We start from the raw sequence: 16,091 nt of genomic DNA on the forward strand, positions 1-16,091 counted from the left end.
ATTCGAGCGTAGCGAGCAAATCAAGAGCACTTGCCTAAGGTCGATTCAAAAATCGGCAATTGGCATGGGTCGGGCCCCGAAATCGCAGCGGCGCCGCTTCGGGAAAGGAGAAGTGCTGTTGCCTCCTGAACCGGCACCCGTTCAACCGATTAGCGATTGTCTGGAGGCTCTTAAACGCAATTGGAGACAGGAGGGTTCACTGGCTGCGCTCTGGCAGGACTGGCCGAAACTGGCCGGCGATCCCCTCTCCAGCCATTGCCAACCACTGGCGCTGCGGAGCGGAACGCTGATCGTGGGGGCCAAATATCCCCAGTGGCGCCAGGCCTTGCTTTACAGCAAACCACAGCTGCTCGCAGCCATTCGTGCGGCAGGCCATCCAGTACGCGATCTGCGGATTCAGCAACACCATCCATCAGCGCGGGAGGTGGGCACAGATCCCCTCGAGGAATGGAAACAACACCCAAGTCGCATTGATGTGCATGGCATCGCGGCATGTCCCCGTTGTGGAAGCCCCTCTCCCCTGGGAGAAATGGCGCAGTGGGGGCATTGCAGCTTCTGCCGCCGCATCCAACTGAGTGAATTATCGACGCAGGGTGATCGCGATCAGTAACGCTCAGGTCGCGGTTTCTTCCAGGTGAGAACCACACCTTCATCGCGCAGATCAGCAGCACGCTGCTCAAGCCGTGATCTGTCCAGCCGCCACAACTCGTAAATGCCTGCGCTGGCCAGCTTCTGAGGTTGGAGACCCTGCCAGTGCTGCTTGGCTGCCGTTCCACGATTAATGACGACAAGCACCGAGGGGGAAGCGTCGACCTCGGTAGTGGGCAAACCCTGGAAACCTTGTCGCTGCTCATAGCTGAGACGATCAGCGAGGTTGGCGAGAGCTGCCCTTGACTGGCCTTCGTAGACCACCACCTGATCCGTGTAGAAGTGAAGTGAAGGCTTGAGCACGCCGATCATCGCCAGGGGTTCTCCTGGACGGCGTTGCGCCACAACCTGATTGGCGACCTGCCGCACCGGCAGCTGACGGACGCGATCGCCAAGCTGGATCATCGGCACGAGGGCAATGAGCTGAAACAGCACCATCGGTCCCTGCCAGGCCAGCAGTCGTCCGGGCACAGAGCCCCACAAACTCCAAGTTCCAAGCAGAACAGCAACGATGAAACACACTGCAGCTCTGATCACCAAACCACTGGCCATCAGCTCAGCCGGAAGGGTCGGCATCTCCGGATCCTGAATCAGAGGAATCCAGAGGGGCGAGGCCAGCAGGCCAGCCGCCAGGATCGCTGTGAGAAGCGCAGTTGAACCCCAGGCGATCAGCAACCCTCTGCGTCGCTGTAGAGACGGGGCAAGGGCTGTAGAGGCAATCAGCAAGGCTGCGGCCGGTGTAGCTGGCAGCCAATAGCTGGGCAACTTGGTCGCCGCTGCGGTGAACAGCAGAAACACTGCCAACAGCCAGCAGCCAGCGAAAGGGCCCAAGCTGTCGCGAGCCGGAATGCGCTGGAAGGAAGCACCTCCCACGAAATCGGCAATCACCCTCCCCAATCCGAAAAAGAGCAGCGGAGTGAAGGGGAATGACGCCACCACTAACACAGGTCCGAAAAACCACCAGGGCTGCAGATGGTCGTTCACCACGCTGGTAAGGCGCTGAAGATTGTGATATCCGAAAAAGCTGTCCCAAAAAGGCTGCCCCTCCACCAGCAGCTCTGCTGCATACCAGGGAAGACTGATCAAGCCTGTAATCAGGAGTCCTTGCAAAGGCCTCAGAGAACTCCACAGACCTAACAGATCCCGGCGAATCACAGCGAACAGCACCAAAGTGATCCCTGTGAGAACCACCGCCACTGGGCCTTTCGTCAAGACGGCGAAAGCCAGAACGATCCAGGCCAGCCACCAACGTCGACCCGATCCACTCACATAGCAGCGCCATTGGCAGAGCAGGCTGAGAGCGAGCGTCCCCGTCAGGAGCGAATCACTAACAGCGGTCCTGCTCCAGATCAGCACGAGTGGGGACAGGGCGAACGCAAGCGCTGCGGCGATGGCCGTCCGACGGGGATAGGAATCGCCCTGCAATGGGTGGCGCAGCAGGGTGTCCCCCAGAGCGAGCATGGTCAACACCGAGGCCAGGGCAGAGGGCAGCCGAGCCGCCCACGTACCGAGCGGGTCCCAGACGTTTCCGGCCGGCAGGGCATATCCCAGCCCCATCAGCCAATACACCAGTGGTGGTTTGTCGAACCGGGGCAGCCCGTTGACCCTTGGCGTGAGCCAGTCACCGGTCTCCGCCATGGCACGGCCCGACGCCGCGAATAAAGGAGGCGTTTCGTCAACGAGACCGGTATTACCGAGCTGCCAGCAGAAGATCGCCAGTGCCAACACCAGGATGAGCAGCATTCCACGCCGACGCTGGCGAGCGGTTGGACGAACGACTGAAGGAGTCGGTGCTGATGAATCCGCTGTCATCAGGAGATGGTGCCATCCACTGGTGTCAGCCCCCTGCGGATCCAGGCTTCAACTCGAGCTGCCAATCCTTCTTGACTCGCGCAACGCTCCACCCAACGACGGCAGGCACGACGGTCGATGGCCGACACCTGAAGTGTTGCTTTTGCAAGGGCTTCACGATCATCGGCGGCTACCAGCCAACCGGTTTCACCGTCTTGAATGATCTCTCCAGGGCCGCCACGGTTGTAGGCGATCACTGGCACACCACAAGCCAAAGCCTCAACGACAACATTGCCGTAGGCCTCATTCCACTTGGGCGTGTTGAGCAGCGCTCTGCAACCTCCAAGCTCGCGCTGCAGCTCAGCTGTGGGCTTGAAGCCGCACCATTCAACCGTGCCCGCTGGAACGGCACTCTCGACCCGCTTCGCATAGGCAGCGTCCTCCACCAGCCCCCAAACGCGCAGTGTCTCGCCAAGCTGGGCCGCAACCGACGCCGCATCCTCAAGCCCCTTTTCGGGGGCCACACGTCCAGCCCAGCCCAACGGACCACCCGTTGTGAGCTGCAGCTCATAACGGGAGAGATCGAAACCGTTACCGACCACCTCAGGGGGCCTAACCAGGGCGAAGTCGTCGGCCTGACGCCGGGTGTGAAACGCAAGGCGGCGCTGATCCCATCGGGCCAAATCAGCCACCGCACCGTCCATCACCGCAGACACGGACCCCATACTCACGAGGTGAAAAATGTTTGGGGCCACGTGGGGAGTGAGCCATAGCGGCAGCCAGTCGTATCCGAAATTGAGTAGAGCATCGGCATCGCTGCCCAGCCCCAAGGCGCGATCCCAGAGACGAGGCAGCACAGCATCTCTGGGAATCCGCATCGGTGCGTTCCGATCCGCATGCTGCCAACTCGGCTGATCAACCCCCGGGACGGTGTGAAGTGTCACTGTGCCGTCTGTCACCGGTGAACAGGAACCCTCCGGGGCAACAAGATGCAGGCGATGCCCACGCTGGACCAGGCCCTTCAGCAACGAAGCAAGCGTGAGCTCAACCCCGCCGCCCCTGCCAGTTCCGAGTTGTCCTACGGGTGTGCTTACTAGCACCAGAGTCAGAGGACGATCATTCATGCCTTCAGGTCTCCGGGAGGCGCGATCGAGGCTGAAAGCCAGGGCTCCCAGAGACGCTGTCGTTGACTCACCAACAGCACTGAGATCAGCACCAGCAGCACCGCCAACCATTGCAGGGTGTTAAGCCGTTCCCCCAACAACACTCCCCCGGAGGCAAGCGCAAACACCGGTGTGAGAAATCCAAGCGTGCTGAAACCGGTGAGATCCTCCCGGTTGGCGAACCAGAAAAAGAGGGAATAGGCCAGAGCACTGCCTAAAAGCGAGGCGTAGGCCATCTGAGCCCAGTCGAAGGCCGACCAGGGTGGGATCAGCTCAGTGCTGGCATCGAGACCATGCCAAGCGAGCAAAGGTAATCCACCCAGAACCATGTGCCACCCAGTGACCGCCACGGGATCACTGTTTCTGCACGCAAAGCGACAGAGCACGGTGCCCAGGGCCATCGCCAAGGCCGCCAGCAGCATCCAGCCCGTGCCGTCCTGCCATCCAGCCTGCAGATCGGAGAGATCAGCCTGCAACCACCAGTGCTGAAGTAGAGGTGCCGGAACCCCCAAACAAACGATTCCGGACAGTCCGAGCACAAGACCAACCCAGCCGATCGGATTGATCGATTCGGCGAACAGCCAGCGTGCGAGCAGAGCCACGATCAGGGGCTGCGAATCAATCAGAACCGATCCAAGGCCTGCACCAGTGCCCTGCAGTCCCTTGGCGAGAAAAAACTGAAAAAGAATCGCATCGACGAGGGTGAAAACCAGAAACCAGCCGCGATCAGCAGGATTAATGGACAGCGGCCTCCCCAGGAAGGGAACGGCGATCAGCAGCACGATCCCAGCAGGGAGCAGGCGAAGACAGGCCACCAGCGGAGCCCCACCAGATTCCACCAGAGGGGCCATGGCCGCCATTGCAGTCCCCCATAGAGCGAAGGGCAACACCATCAGCAGCCCGCGCTGCAGCGTCGTCATGGAAGAAGGCCGATAGGGTCCTTTTTAAGATCCGGCGAGTTGAACGGAGGATCATGGGGTGGCTTTGGCGCCGCAAGTCCAAACGCCGCATGGCGCGCATCGTGATTGAAGGCGCGATCAGTGGCTCGACAAGACGCAGGGTGCTGAAGGCTCTGCGAGACGTCCAGGAGCGGGAATTCCCGGCACTCCTGCTGCGCATCGATAGTCCAGGAGGAACGGTCGGCGACAGCCAGGAAATCCATGCTGCGCTGCTGCGCCTGCGCGAAAAAGGCTGCAAGGTAGTGGCAAGCTTCGGGAACATTTCCGCTTCAGGAGGTGTCTATGTCGGCGTGGCAGCTGATTCGATCGTGGCCAATCCCGGCACGATCACTGGTTCGATCGGTGTCATTCTGCGGGGCAACAACCTCTCGGAATTGCTGGCGAAAGTCGGTGTGCGCTTCGAAACCGTTAAGAGTGGTGCCTACAAGGACATTCTTTCCCCCGACCGGGCTCTGAGTCCTGAGGAACGTGAACTGCTCCAGAGCTTGATTGACAGCAGTTACGACCAATTCGTCACTGCCGTTGCCGACGGCCGTGGAATGGACAAAGACAAGGTTCGGACCTTCGCTGATGGACGGGTGTTCAGTGGTGCACAAGCCAAGGATCTGGGCCTTGTGGATGAGCTAGGGGATGAGGAACAGGCTCGATTGGTGGCAGCCCGCTTAGCTGAGCTTGATGAGGAGCGCTGTCGTCCTGTGACCCTCGGCAAACCTCGCAAACGCCTCCTGCAAAGCCTGCCTGGATCCAGCCTTCTGCTGCGACTCGATCAGTTGCTGACCACGGAACTTGAGCTGAGCGGCCAGCCTCTCTGGATGCACAGACCATGACAGCCCCTCGGCTGCTGCGAGGCCTGCGCGGTGCCACCACCTGCGCTGACAACAGCACCCATGCCATCCATGAGGCTGTCACCGAGCTGGTGGATGCACTGATGGACCAGAACGCCCTGGATCCAGATCAGCTGGTCTCGGTGACGTTCTCCGTGACAGCCGATCTGGACGCCAGCTTTCCCGCAGCGACGGCACGCCACCGCTCAGGCTGGGAAGAAGTGGCCCTTCTGGATGTCCAACAGATGGCCGTGCAGGGAGATCTTGCCCGTTGCATCCGTCTGTTGGCACACGCCTGGCTTCCATACGATCGATCGCTTCACCATCCCTACCTAAGGGGAGCATCAAGGCTGCGCCCGGACCGATCTAGTCACAACTGACAGATCAGGGGCCGACCCCCAAAGCACCTGGGTTCGTGAGATTCTCACGACAATTCACCTACGACTCACGGCATCCGCGCCGACTGCTCCCAAATCACGATGAAAAGACATTGTTCTCTCACACCCCATCGCAGAGCAGGACTGGCAGCCTTGGTCGGTTGCGGAGTCATCGGCGCAGCGGCGGCGCTACCCCTCTCAACACCCCCCGCCGTTGCTCAGAACACACCGTCTCTGCTGGAATTCCGCTGGGATTCAGGAACTGGATATCGGAAGCTCTACTTCGTTCAGAGCAGCCAACGCCGGCGTGAGCGCTCGGAGTACTTCTTCATGCTGCGAAAGAAGGATCGCAAGACCGCGATCCTCAAATTGAGCATCACGGTGCCCAGCTATTTCAACGCGCGCATCCGTCCTAAGAATCTCTCTCTCTGCAAGATGTCGATGGGCGGAATGCTCTCAAGAAGCAAGTGCAAAGAGGTGCTGCCGGCGGTGTTCGAAGTGAATGAGAAACAGACAGCCATCGAGGTCTTCCCCGACACTCCGATTCCAACTGGTGGTACTTATGCCGTGGTCATGAATGTCTTCAATCCGAGCCAGGGGGGAATGTTCCAGTTCAATGCTCTGGCGCAGGCCCCCGGAGACGTTCCCGTGTCCGGCTACCTCGGCAGCTGGCTTGTGGATATCGACTAACCCCGGCTGATAAACTCGCTTCTTGACGAAAGGCCGGGTGCCGGAAAAATCTCATGACGAAACGAACCCTCGGAGGCACAAGTCGCAAGCGCAGACGCGTGTCCGGTTTCAGAGTGCGGATGCGCACTCACACGGGTCGTCGTGTGATCCGCAGCCGCCGCAAACGCGGTCGTTCACGCCTTTCCGTGTGAATCTTTCGGATTGCGGCGATGGTCCTGCCGGCATCCATGCGTCTGCGCGGCCATCGCTGTTTTGATCATCTGCATCGGAAAGGCAAGCGCTTCCACGGCAGCCTGATGGTGCTGAGGAAGGCCTCAGCCCACCATTCCCTGCTCAAATACCCTGCAACCACGTCGTCATCAGACACACCCTGCGCAGCTCGAACATGCCGTGTGGCTGTGGTGATCAGTAGCAAAGTCAGCAAGCGGGCCGTGATCAGGAATCGATTACGGCGGCGCTTGCACGACCATCTGCGTACAAGGTTCGAGCATGCTCCAGAACACGCCAGCGTCTGGATACTGGTCAGTTTGAAGCCCGGGGCAGCCACAGAGGATCACGACTTGCTGGAAGAATGCGACAGATTGCTTGAACAGGCGGGCCTGAAGCCATGACCAGCTCCATCAAGGAAAACACCTTTTACGAAGGAGGTCCTGCGAAAGGGGATCTCATCTTCAACATCCTTCTGGGCTTCACCCTGATTGCCCTGCCATTCACCGTGGGGGCCATCGTGCGGGCTCTTTGGCTGCGCTTTCGCATCACCAGTCGGAGAGTGTCCGTGAGCGGCGGATGGATGGGCAAGGACCGCAGCCAGGTGGTCTACAGCCAGATCCGTGAGGTGCGCTGTGTGCCCCGTGGCTTTGGCGCATGGGGCGACATGGTTCTTGTGCTTACGGATGGATCACGACTTGAGCTCCGTTCGATGCCGCGCTTCCGTGAGGTTGAGACCTACATCCAGGAACGCATCACGAGCAGGCCTGAATCCAATGGCTCAAGCAGTGACAGCATTCCAAGCAAAGGCTTCGCTGCCTAATCCTGTGCAGCAACGCAACGGCCTCGACGCTGTTGCACACTGGCATCACCCTTCACCGCCCATCGGAACGCCATCGTGATCGGTTACATCTCCGACAATCTGCTGCTGCCGATCCTGGATTTCTTCTATGGATTGGTGCCCAGCTACGGGCTCGCGATCGTGGCTCTCACGGTGGTGATCCGCCTGGCTCTGTTCCCGCTAAGCGCGGGATCCATCCGCAGCGCACGGCGCATGCGCATCGCCCAGCCTGTGATGCAGAAGCGGCAGGCTGAGATCAAGTCTCGCTTCGCCAGCAACCCTCAGAAACAGCAGGAAGAGCTGGGCAAATTGATGAAAGAGTTCGGCAGCCCCCTAGCCGGATGCTTGCCATTGTTGGTGCAGATGCCGATCCTGTTCGCGTTGTTCGCCACGCTGCGTGGATCACCATTTGCAGACGTTCCTTACACCCTCAATCTGAAAGTGCTGCCCGCCGAGCAGATCGCTGCGGTTGAGCCCAAACCATTTACCAGTGCAAGCCACTCGATCTTTGTCACTGAGACCGATCATGTCCCCGTGATCGCCAGCCTGCCCGGTGGGACCAAGCTCGGCACCGGTGAAAGCGTTCAGATCCAGCTTCAGACCAAAAGCGGTGAGGCTTTCGCGGAGGTCCTTAACGGTGTTGCAAACGGTAAGTCCTTCCTGCCTGCCTGGGCTGTGACCAAAGGGGAGTCGATTGTCTCCGTCTCCGAAGCCGGAGAGATCACAGCACTGGCTCCCGGTGATGCAACCGTTGAAGGCAAGATCCCCGGTTTGGCCGCCCGCAGTGGTTTCCTGTTCATCAAGGCTCTTGGACAGGTGGGCTTCTACACGGACGGTGCCGTGAATTGGGACATCGCCATCCTTGTTGGCTCCTTTGGCCTGAGCCTGTTCATTTCCCAGCTGCTGTCGGGTATGGGCATGCCAGCGAATCCGCAGCAATCCACAGCCAACAAGATCACCCCGGTGATGATCACTGGAATGTTCCTGTTCTTCCCACTGCCGGCCGGCGTTCTGCTTTACATGGTGATCGCCAACATCTTCCAGGCCCTGCAAACCTTCTTGCTGACCCGTGAAGCTTTACCAGACAATCTGCAAGCCATCCTGGACGACCAGCTCAAGCAGCAACCTGCCGCAGCCGCAGCCGGTGGAGTTCCAGGAAGCCGGTTACCTTTCGAGCCTAAGGGCGGCAACAAATGATTCCCGGCCTTGAGCCGGTACCGCTCAGGGAGCTACAAGCTCTGGGAACCTCCAGGGTCTGGTCTGTGGATGGTCAACTTGATGAGATGCCCAGCCTCACTCCCGTGCGAGGCACTCTTAGGGCTGAGCATCTTGGCAATCTTCTCGAGGTTGAAGGATCGTTGCAGACCATCGTCTGCCTTCGCTGCGACCGTTGCCTCGGGCACTTCAACCAACAGCTCAGCGCCATCTCCAAGGAACTGATCTGGCTGGGCCAGGAACCTAGCGATAGTCATCTCGCCGAAGCGGGACTGGACCCGGCTTCACCCGATGGCCTGATGGAGTGCCTGAACCCACGCGGCGATTTCGAACCGGAACGTTGGGTTTTTGAACAGCTGAGCCTGCAGATGTCGGTCGTCAATCACTGCGGAGAGCACTGCCCGGGGATGCCACAACAACCATCGGATATCTCCGTCATTGGCGGAGAGAAGAGGCAAACACCTGATCCTCGCTGGCAGGCCCTGAAGGATCTGCAGTCGTCGATGCACCGCAAAGAGACGAACCATGACTGATAACTGGATCGCACAACTGGACCTCTTAATTCGATCGGGCACACCGTTGATCTGGATCCGTAGCCATGAGGAGGAACGCGTGGAAACGCTGCTACGCCAGACATCGGAGCGGCTGCCCGATCGCACCCTGACCTGCTGGGATTTCGTGGGAGGTCTCAGCGGCGCCCTGGGCCAGGAACAACTGGGAGCTCGACAGCCGATGGCGGTGCTGCAGTGGCTGCAGGAGCGCTCCCCTTCCAGTCCGACCCTTCTGCTGCTCAAGGATGTGCACAGGTTCTGCGAGGACCCTGGAATCGCCCGCATGCTGCGCAACCTCGCCAGCCAGCTACGAACCACTCCACACACCTTGATCGTGACCTGCGGGCAGTGGACACCCCCCGCCGACCTGGACGAGGCGCTCACCCTGATGGACCTGCCTTTGCCCCAGGAGCAGGAATTACGAACACTGCTCGCCAACATTGCTAAAGCCAGCGGACGAGCCCTGGAGGCTGAAGTGCTTGAGGAACTCACCCATGCCTGCTGCGGCCTTAGCGAAACCAGGGTGAGGCATGTGGCCGCCAAAGCACTCGCACAACGTGGATCTCTCAGCCGCGAAGACTTGGTCGATGTGCTGGAAGAGAAACGGCTTTCCCTAGCCCGCAGCGAAGTGCTGGAGTTCTGCCGAACGGATGCGACGCCTGGTGACATCGGCGGGTTGGAAACGCTCAAGCATTGGCTTGATCAACGTCACAGGGCCTTCAACGATGATGCACGCCGCTTTGGACTTCCACTGCCTCGAGGGGTGCTCCTGGTGGGGCCTCAGGGCACCGGCAAGTCACTCACAGCCAGAGCAATCGCCCACAGCTGGTCGATGCCTCTTCTGAGACTTGACGTTGGCCGCCTCTTTTCCGGCCTAGTCGGAGCCAGTGAAGCCAGAACCCGCGACATGATTCAACGGGCGGAAGCGATGGCGCCCTGCGTTCTCTGGATCGATGAAATCGACAAGGGATTCGGCAACGACAGCCGCAGTGATGGCGGCACCAGTCAGCGAGTTCTGGCCACCGTGCTCACCTGGATGGCCGAGAAACGCTCTGCGGTGTTTGTGGTGGCCACGGCGAACGGTGTGGAGCGTTTACCTGCGGAGCTGCTGCGCAAGGGACGTTTTGATGAAATCTTCCTGCTGGATCTGCCTTCGAGAGATGAGCGACTGAGCATCCTCAGCCTTCACCTGCAGAGGCGGCGTCCTGGTCTCAATCTGCCGTTGTCAACCGTGGTCGATCGCACGGACGGCTACTCCGGCGCTGAATTGGAGCAAGTGGTGATCGAAGCGATGCACCTGGCATTCGCCGAAATCCGTGAACTCACGGAAAGCGACATGATCCTGGCGGCATCGCAGCTCGTCCCCCTGTCACGCACGGCAAGGGAGCAGATGGAAAGCCTTAAGCAATGGGCCAGTGCCGGGCGAGCCAGACCTGCATCATTGCGAGCCGTAACGAACCCTGACACGGCGTAACGATCCGCCCCTTCAACCTGGGACGAACCCAGTCAAGCTCCGTAAGTTCCAGTGACCACTGAAAGCCCGGAATTGAACCGTTCTCCCGAAATCACCACTCAATTGGCAGCTGCCTGCCTCGGAGCCGGGGTGATCACCACGGTGGCCGTCGCTCAGGGGCAGAACCCTCTCACCGCCTTAGGAATCACATTGTTCTCTGCTGTGGCGGCTGTGATGGTTGGGCAGGTTTTCTGACAGCAAACAGAGCGCTGACAGCGGACGCCTAGGCTGCCGGCGCGATCATCCGAACCCCTGTGCTCGATCAGCGTCTGGTGCGAGAGAACCCTGAGCTGATTGCTACTCAGCTGGGACGCAGGGGCCTGAATGTGGATCTCAGCTCCCTTCAGCAGATCGCTCAGCATCAAAGGGATCTCGAAGAAGAGCGCAGCACGCTTCAGGCGGAGGGAAACCGCATCGGCAAGGTCGTGGGGCAGAAGATCAAAGCCGGAGCCGATCCGAAGGGAGCAGAAGTCGCTGATCTGCGTCAGCAGGGCAACGCCATCAAGCAGAAGGTGTCAGCTCTCGAGGATGAAGAAAAGCAGATCGCCTCACGCTTGAAGGATCAGCTGCTCACATTTCCCAACCTGCCATCGGCCGACAGCCCCGATGGAAAAGATGAAAACGACAACATTGAGGTGCGCAGCTGGGGCGTCCCGCGCCAACAGGAGGGCCTTGACGAGCACTGGGCGATTGCTGACCGTCTTGGCCTGCTGGACAGTGAGCGATCAGTGCGCATTGCCCAGAGCCGATTCGTCACCCTGTTCGGCCAAGGCGCGCGACTAGAGCGCGCTCTGATCAACTTCATGCTCGACCTGCATGGCAGCAAGGGCTACAAAGAGGTGTTGCCCCCAGTGCTGGTGAACAGCGCCAGTCTCACAGGATCAGGGCAGCTGCCGAAGTTTGCCGAAGAGAGCTTCCGCTGCGCTGACGACGATCTCTGGCTGACGCCCACTGCGGAAGTACCTGTTACATCTCTGCATCGCGATGAAATCATTCCGGGGGATCAGCTGCCTCTGAAGTACGTGGCCTACAGCCCGTGCTTTCGCAGAGAAGCCGGCAGCTATGGCCGTGACACCCGAGGGCTGATCCGCCTGCACCAATTCAACAAAGTGGAGCTGTACTGGTTCGTGCACCCCGAACACTCAGCGGAAGCTCACGCGCAAATCACCGCCGATGCAGAGGCGGTGCTGCAAGCCCTGGAACTCCCTTACCGGGTGCTGGAACTCTGCACCGGTGATCTGGGATTTTCCGCGTCGCGCACCTACGACCTCGAAGTCTGGCTGGCAGGCGCCGGTGCGTACCGGGAGATCTCAAGTTGCAGCGTTTGCGGCGATTTCCAGGCACGACGTTCCTCGATTCGCACCAAGGAAGGGAAAGTGACCCGGCTGGTTCACACCCTGAATGGCAGTGGCCTGGCGATCGGCCGCACCATGGCCGCTCTGCTGGAAAACGGTCAGCAGTCCGACGGCAGTGTGCTGCTGCCTCAGGCACTGGTCCCTTACTTCGGTGGGAACAGAATCCAGCCAGAATGAGTGGATTGAAACGGTATCCATGAACGTTCTGGCCTCACTCCTGGCTCTGGGGCTGTTGATCGTTATTCATGAAGCGGGGCATTTCCTGGCTGCCCGTCTGCAAGGCATTCGTGTCAACGGCTTTTCGGTGGGATTTGGGCCGGCTCTGCTCAAAACCGAGCAGGGAGGAGTGACCTACGCCCTGCGATTACTCCCACTGGGTGGATTTGTTTCCTTCCCTGAAGACGATGAAGAGAGTGATATTCCCAAAGACGATCCGGATCTTCTGCGCAACCGACCGATTCCCCAGCAGATGCTGGTGATCAGTGCTGGCGTTCTGGCCAATCTGCTGCTGGCCTGGTTAGTTCTTGTGGGACACACTGCCACCACAGGAGTCCCTGGGGAACCTGGACCAGGCGTGATGGTGATGAGCGTGCAGGGAGGTGAACCGGCAGCTCTTTCCGGGCTGAAAGCTGGCGACCGCATCTTGTCAATCGATGCCGTTGATCTTGGCCGTGGAGAGCCGGCCGTCCAGGCGGCAGTGGATCCGATCCGCAACAGCCCTGGGCAACCGCTCACGCTTCAAGTGCTCAGAAACGGTGTGGTCACGCCACTCCAGCTCACGCCTACTGACCAGCAGGGTATCGGCCGTATCGGCGCCCAACTTCAGGAAGTTGTCAGCGGCTCCACTCGTCCCGTGCGCTCACTGCTGGAAGCGGTCCGCGTATCCAGCCAGCAGTTCGGCGGGCTCTTCAGCAGAACGGTGTCTGGCTATGCAGGATTGTTCACGAATTTCGGCGCCACCGCTCAGCAGGTCTCAGGCCCTGTGAAAATTGTGGAAATGGGTGCGCAACTCTCGAGTCAGGGAGGGTCGGGTCTCGCCCTATTTCTGGCTCTGATCTCCATCAACCTGGCGGTTCTCAACGCCTTGCCACTGCCGCTGCTCGATGGCGGACAACTGGTGTTTCTGCTGCTGGAGGGGCTGCGCGGCCGCCCACTGCCGGAGCGGTTTCAGTTGGCAGTGATGCAGTCCAGTCTGCTGTTGGTGCTTGGCCTCAGCGTGCTGCTGATCGTGCGCGACACCAGCCAGCTTCCTGTGGTGCGTCAATTAATCGGCCAATGAAACTGTATGGTTGCTGATTGAACTGCTCCTGTTTAATCGCTGCATGGCCAAAAAGTCGATGATCGCCCGCGATGCGAAGCGCAAGAAGATGGTTGAGCGCTTCTCAGCCAAGCGGACTGCCCTAATGGCCGCCCTCAATGCAGCGGAGGGTCCTATGGAGCGGCTTGAGATCCACCGAAAGATCCAGGCACTCCCCCGCAACAGCGCCCCCACCCGCATGCGCAACCGCTGCTGGGCTACTGGCAAACCAAGAGGTGTTTATCGCGACTTTGGACTCTGCCGCAATCAACTTCGCGAACGTGCCCACAAAGGTGAACTCCCTGGTGTGGTCAAGTCCAGCTGGTGATTTGTCGAGAGTCCGCTTCAAAGTGATGCAGTTGAGGAGGTGTTTGAACACCTCCTTTTTTGATGGATGTGACGGAGCGAATCAAATTGGATTCAATGGGATTGACGTTTCAATCCTGTGAAGTGCCAGAATCAACATTGACAGAAAGACATAAACAACAGTGCAAGGTCAGACACAGTCGATCTCCTTTGACGGTCGGGAGATTCGGTTGACCACGGGGCGGTACGCCCCCCAGGCCGGTGGCTCGGTGATGATCGAATGCGGTGACACTTCGGTGCTTGTCACAGCTACCAGATCCAAGGGACGCGAAGGCATCGATTTCCTTCCCCTCATCTGCGACTACGAAGAGCGCCTTTACGCAGCAGGCCGCATTCCAGGAAGTTTCATGCGCCGAGAGGGGAGACCTCCCGAGCGAGCCACACTGATCTGCCGTTTGATCGACAGGCCGATGCGGCCTCTCTTCCCTAGCTGGATGAGAGACGACATCCAAATCGTGGCCACTTGCATGTCGCTTGACGAGCGTGTTCCTGCGGATGTGCTGTCGGTGACTGGCGCTTCAATGGCGACACTCTTGGCGGGCATTCCCTTCCAAGGACCGATGGCTGCGGTGCGTGTTGGCCTCCTGGGCGACGACTTCGTGCTCAACCCCAGCTTCCGAGAGATCGAACGAGGAGATCTCGATCTGGTCGTGGCCGGCACACCCGATGGTGTTGTGATGGTTGAGGCAGGGGCGAATCAGCTGCCGGAAGGGGATGTGATTGAAGCGATCGACTTCGGATATGAAGCGGTCTGTGAGCTGATCAAGGCTCAGGAATCCATCCTCAAAGAGGCTGGAATCGAGCAGGTCAAGCCAGAGGCTCCCAGCGAAGACACCACCTTGCCGGTTTATCTGGAAAAGGCTTGCAGCAAGTCGATTGGCGATGTGCTCAGCCAGTTCGATCAGAGCAAGGCAGAACGCGACGAAAAGCTCGATGCCATCCGTGATCAAACCGCTGAAACCATTGAGGGGCTCAAGGACTCGGACCCCGTCCGTCAGCTGGTTTCAGGCAATGGCAAAGCACTGCCGACCAGCTTCAAAGCCCTGACCAAGAAGCTGATGCGTCAGCAGATCGTGAAAGACGGCAAGCGTGTTGACGGCAGAAGTCTCGACCAGGTGCGTCCGATCAGCGCGGCGGCCGGCGTGCTGCCCAAGCGAGTTCATGGCTCAGGTTTGTTCCAACGCGGCCTCACGCAGGTGCTGTCGACCGCAACTCTTGGCACACCCAGCGATGCCCAGGAGATGGACGATCTCAACCCCAACACTGAGAAGACCTACCTCCATCACTACAACTTCCCTCCCTACTCAGTGGGCGAGACCAAACCGATGCGCTCCCCTGGCAGGCGTGAAATCGGCCATGGAGCCCTTGCAGAACGAGCCATCTTGCCCGTGCTGCCAGCGAAAGACACCTTCCCTTACGTGGTGAGGGTGGTGAGTGAGGTTCTCAGCTCCAATGGCTCCACCTCAATGGGTTCAGTCTGCGGCAGTACCCTCGCCCTGATGGACGCCGGTGTGCCATTGAAAGCACCCGTCAGCGGTGCCGCAATGGGTTTGATCAAAGAGGGCAAAGAGGTTCGAATCCTCACCGATATCCAGGGCATTGAGGACTTCCTCGGCGACATGGACTTCAAGGTGGCGGGCACCGACAAGGGCATCACCGCCCTGCAGATGGACATGAAGATCACCGGCCTGGAGATCAAAACCGTTGCAGAGGCCATCAATCAGGCGCGTCCTGCCCGTCTCCACATCCTCGAAAAGATGCTGGAGGCAATTGATACTCCCCGTGATGGCATGTCACCCCATGCCCCTCGCTTGCTCAGCTTCCGCATTGACCCGGAACTCATCGGCACTGTGATTGGTCCTGGTGGCCGCACCATCAAGGGGATCACTGAACGCACCAACACCAAGATCGATATCGAAGACAGTGGCATTGTCACTATTGCGTCCCATGACGGAGCGGCGGCTGATGAAGCTCAGAAGATCATCGAAGGGCTCACCCGCAAGGTCAATGAGGGCGAGGTGTTCAGCGGTTCGATTACCCGGATCATTCCAATCGGCGCCTTTGTGGAGATTCTCCCTGGCAAGGAAGGCATGATCCACATCTCCCAGCTGTCTGAAGCACGGGTCGAGAAGGTGGAAGACGTGGTGAAAGTGGGCGACGAGGTCACCGTTCGTGTCCGCGAAATTGACAACCGCGGCCGCATCAATCTGACCCTGCGCGGTGTGCCCCAGAGCGGTGAACACACTGAGCCCGAACCTGCCCCCACGCCTGTTGCTCCCCTCTCCTGAGGGGTC

At 59.5% G+C, this 16,091-nt stretch carries 18 protein-coding genes; 15 read left to right on the top strand and 3 right to left on the bottom strand.

What is annotated here, in order from left to right:
- Positions 1-64: 64 nt before the first annotated feature.
- Entirely contained in the window at positions 65-610 is a 546-nt protein-coding gene (locus DXY31_RS14705; protein ID WP_114994731.1) for a DUF721 domain-containing protein, read from the top strand.
- Here DXY31_RS14705 and DXY31_RS14710 read toward each other — a convergent pair.
- Genes DXY31_RS14710 through DXY31_RS14720 form a run of 3 tightly spaced genes read right to left on the bottom strand, consistent with a single transcriptional unit; the run spans position 604 to position 4,522 of the window.
- Positions 604-2,460, bottom strand: a complete 1,857-nt coding sequence (locus DXY31_RS14710; RefSeq protein ID WP_114994474.1) for a glycosyltransferase family 39 protein — start codon at positions 2,458-2,460, stop codon at positions 604-606. The genes DXY31_RS14705 and DXY31_RS14710 overlap by 7 nt on opposite strands.
- Complete coding sequence (locus DXY31_RS14715) at positions 2,460-3,563, bottom strand: glycosyltransferase family 4 protein (protein ID WP_114994475.1); 1,104 nt, start codon at positions 3,561-3,563, stop codon at positions 2,460-2,462. Before DXY31_RS14715 ends, DXY31_RS14710 begins: the two co-directional genes overlap by 1 nt.
- Positions 3,560-4,522 carry a DMT family transporter gene (locus DXY31_RS14720; RefSeq protein ID WP_114994476.1) on the bottom strand — a complete coding sequence of 321 codons (963 nt, stop codon included), beginning with the start codon at positions 4,520-4,522 and terminating at the stop codon, positions 3,560-3,562. Before DXY31_RS14720 ends, DXY31_RS14715 begins: the two co-directional genes overlap by 4 nt.
- A 53-nt stretch (positions 4,523-4,575) precedes the next feature.
- Between DXY31_RS14720 and sppA the strand changes: the two genes are divergently transcribed.
- From sppA to DXY31_RS14790, 14 genes are all read left to right on the top strand, one after another.
- On the top strand, positions 4,576-5,388 hold the full coding sequence (gene sppA, locus DXY31_RS14725; protein ID WP_114994477.1) for a signal peptide peptidase SppA: 813 nt from the start codon (positions 4,576-4,578) through the stop codon (positions 5,386-5,388).
- A complete protein-coding gene (aroH, locus tag DXY31_RS14730; protein ID WP_114994478.1) occupies positions 5,385-5,765 on the top strand; it encodes a chorismate mutase in 381 nt (126 codons plus the stop codon). Before sppA ends, aroH begins: the two co-directional genes overlap by 4 nt.
- A gap of 99 nt (positions 5,766-5,864) precedes the next feature.
- Positions 5,865-6,452: a DUF2808 domain-containing protein gene (locus tag DXY31_RS14735; RefSeq protein WP_114994479.1), complete on the top strand. Its 588-nt coding sequence runs from the start codon at positions 5,865-5,867 to the stop codon at positions 6,450-6,452.
- Positions 6,453-6,505: 53 nt separating this feature from the next.
- Entirely contained in the window at positions 6,506-6,643 is a 138-nt protein-coding gene (rpmH, locus tag DXY31_RS14740; protein WP_074159280.1) for a 50S ribosomal protein L34, read from the top strand.
- A gap of 18 nt (positions 6,644-6,661) precedes the next feature.
- Entirely contained in the window at positions 6,662-7,063 is a 402-nt protein-coding gene (rnpA, locus tag DXY31_RS14745) for a ribonuclease P protein component (protein ID WP_114994480.1), read from the top strand.
- Positions 7,060-7,482: a PH domain-containing protein gene (locus DXY31_RS14750; RefSeq protein ID WP_114994481.1), complete on the top strand. Its 423-nt coding sequence runs from the start codon at positions 7,060-7,062 to the stop codon at positions 7,480-7,482. The genes rnpA and DXY31_RS14750 overlap by 4 nt, the downstream gene beginning before the upstream one ends.
- Positions 7,483-7,557: 75 nt before the next feature.
- Positions 7,558-8,697, top strand: coding sequence for a membrane protein insertase YidC (gene yidC / locus DXY31_RS14755; RefSeq protein ID WP_114994482.1), 1,140 nt, complete (start codon positions 7,558-7,560; stop codon positions 8,695-8,697).
- Positions 8,694-9,248, top strand: coding sequence for a DUF177 domain-containing protein (locus DXY31_RS14760; protein ID WP_114994483.1), 555 nt, complete (start codon positions 8,694-8,696; stop codon positions 9,246-9,248). The genes yidC and DXY31_RS14760 overlap by 4 nt, the downstream gene beginning before the upstream one ends.
- The gene (locus DXY31_RS14765) at positions 9,241-10,740 is read left to right on the top strand and encodes an AAA family ATPase (RefSeq protein WP_114994484.1); all 1,500 of its coding nucleotides are present in this window, start codon (positions 9,241-9,243) and stop codon (positions 10,738-10,740) included. Before DXY31_RS14760 ends, DXY31_RS14765 begins: the two co-directional genes overlap by 8 nt.
- A 51-nt stretch (positions 10,741-10,791) precedes the next feature.
- Positions 10,792-10,974: a hypothetical protein gene (locus DXY31_RS17145; RefSeq protein ID WP_114994485.1), complete on the top strand. Its 183-nt coding sequence runs from the start codon at positions 10,792-10,794 to the stop codon at positions 10,972-10,974.
- Between the two features lie 59 nt (positions 10,975-11,033).
- A complete protein-coding gene (serS, locus tag DXY31_RS14775; protein WP_114994486.1) occupies positions 11,034-12,311 on the top strand; it encodes a serine--tRNA ligase in 1,278 nt (425 codons plus the stop codon).
- 19 nt (positions 12,312-12,330) lie between these two features.
- A complete protein-coding gene (gene rseP, locus DXY31_RS14780; RefSeq protein WP_114994732.1) occupies positions 12,331-13,413 on the top strand; it encodes an RIP metalloprotease RseP in 1,083 nt (360 codons plus the stop codon).
- 43 nt (positions 13,414-13,456) lie between these two features.
- Positions 13,457-13,759 (top strand): 30S ribosomal protein S14, encoded by a 303-nt coding sequence (gene rpsN, locus DXY31_RS14785; RefSeq protein ID WP_114994733.1) that lies wholly within the window; start codon positions 13,457-13,459, stop codon positions 13,757-13,759.
- 160 nt (positions 13,760-13,919) lie between these two features.
- The gene (locus DXY31_RS14790; RefSeq protein ID WP_114994487.1) at positions 13,920-16,085 is read left to right on the top strand and encodes a polyribonucleotide nucleotidyltransferase; all 2,166 of its coding nucleotides are present in this window, start codon (positions 13,920-13,922) and stop codon (positions 16,083-16,085) included.
- Positions 16,086-16,091: the final 6 nt, after the last annotated feature.

Source organism: Synechococcus sp. UW179A, from assembly GCF_900473965.1.
Taxonomy (GTDB): Bacteria; Cyanobacteriota; Cyanobacteriia; order PCC-6307; family Cyanobiaceae; genus Synechococcus_C.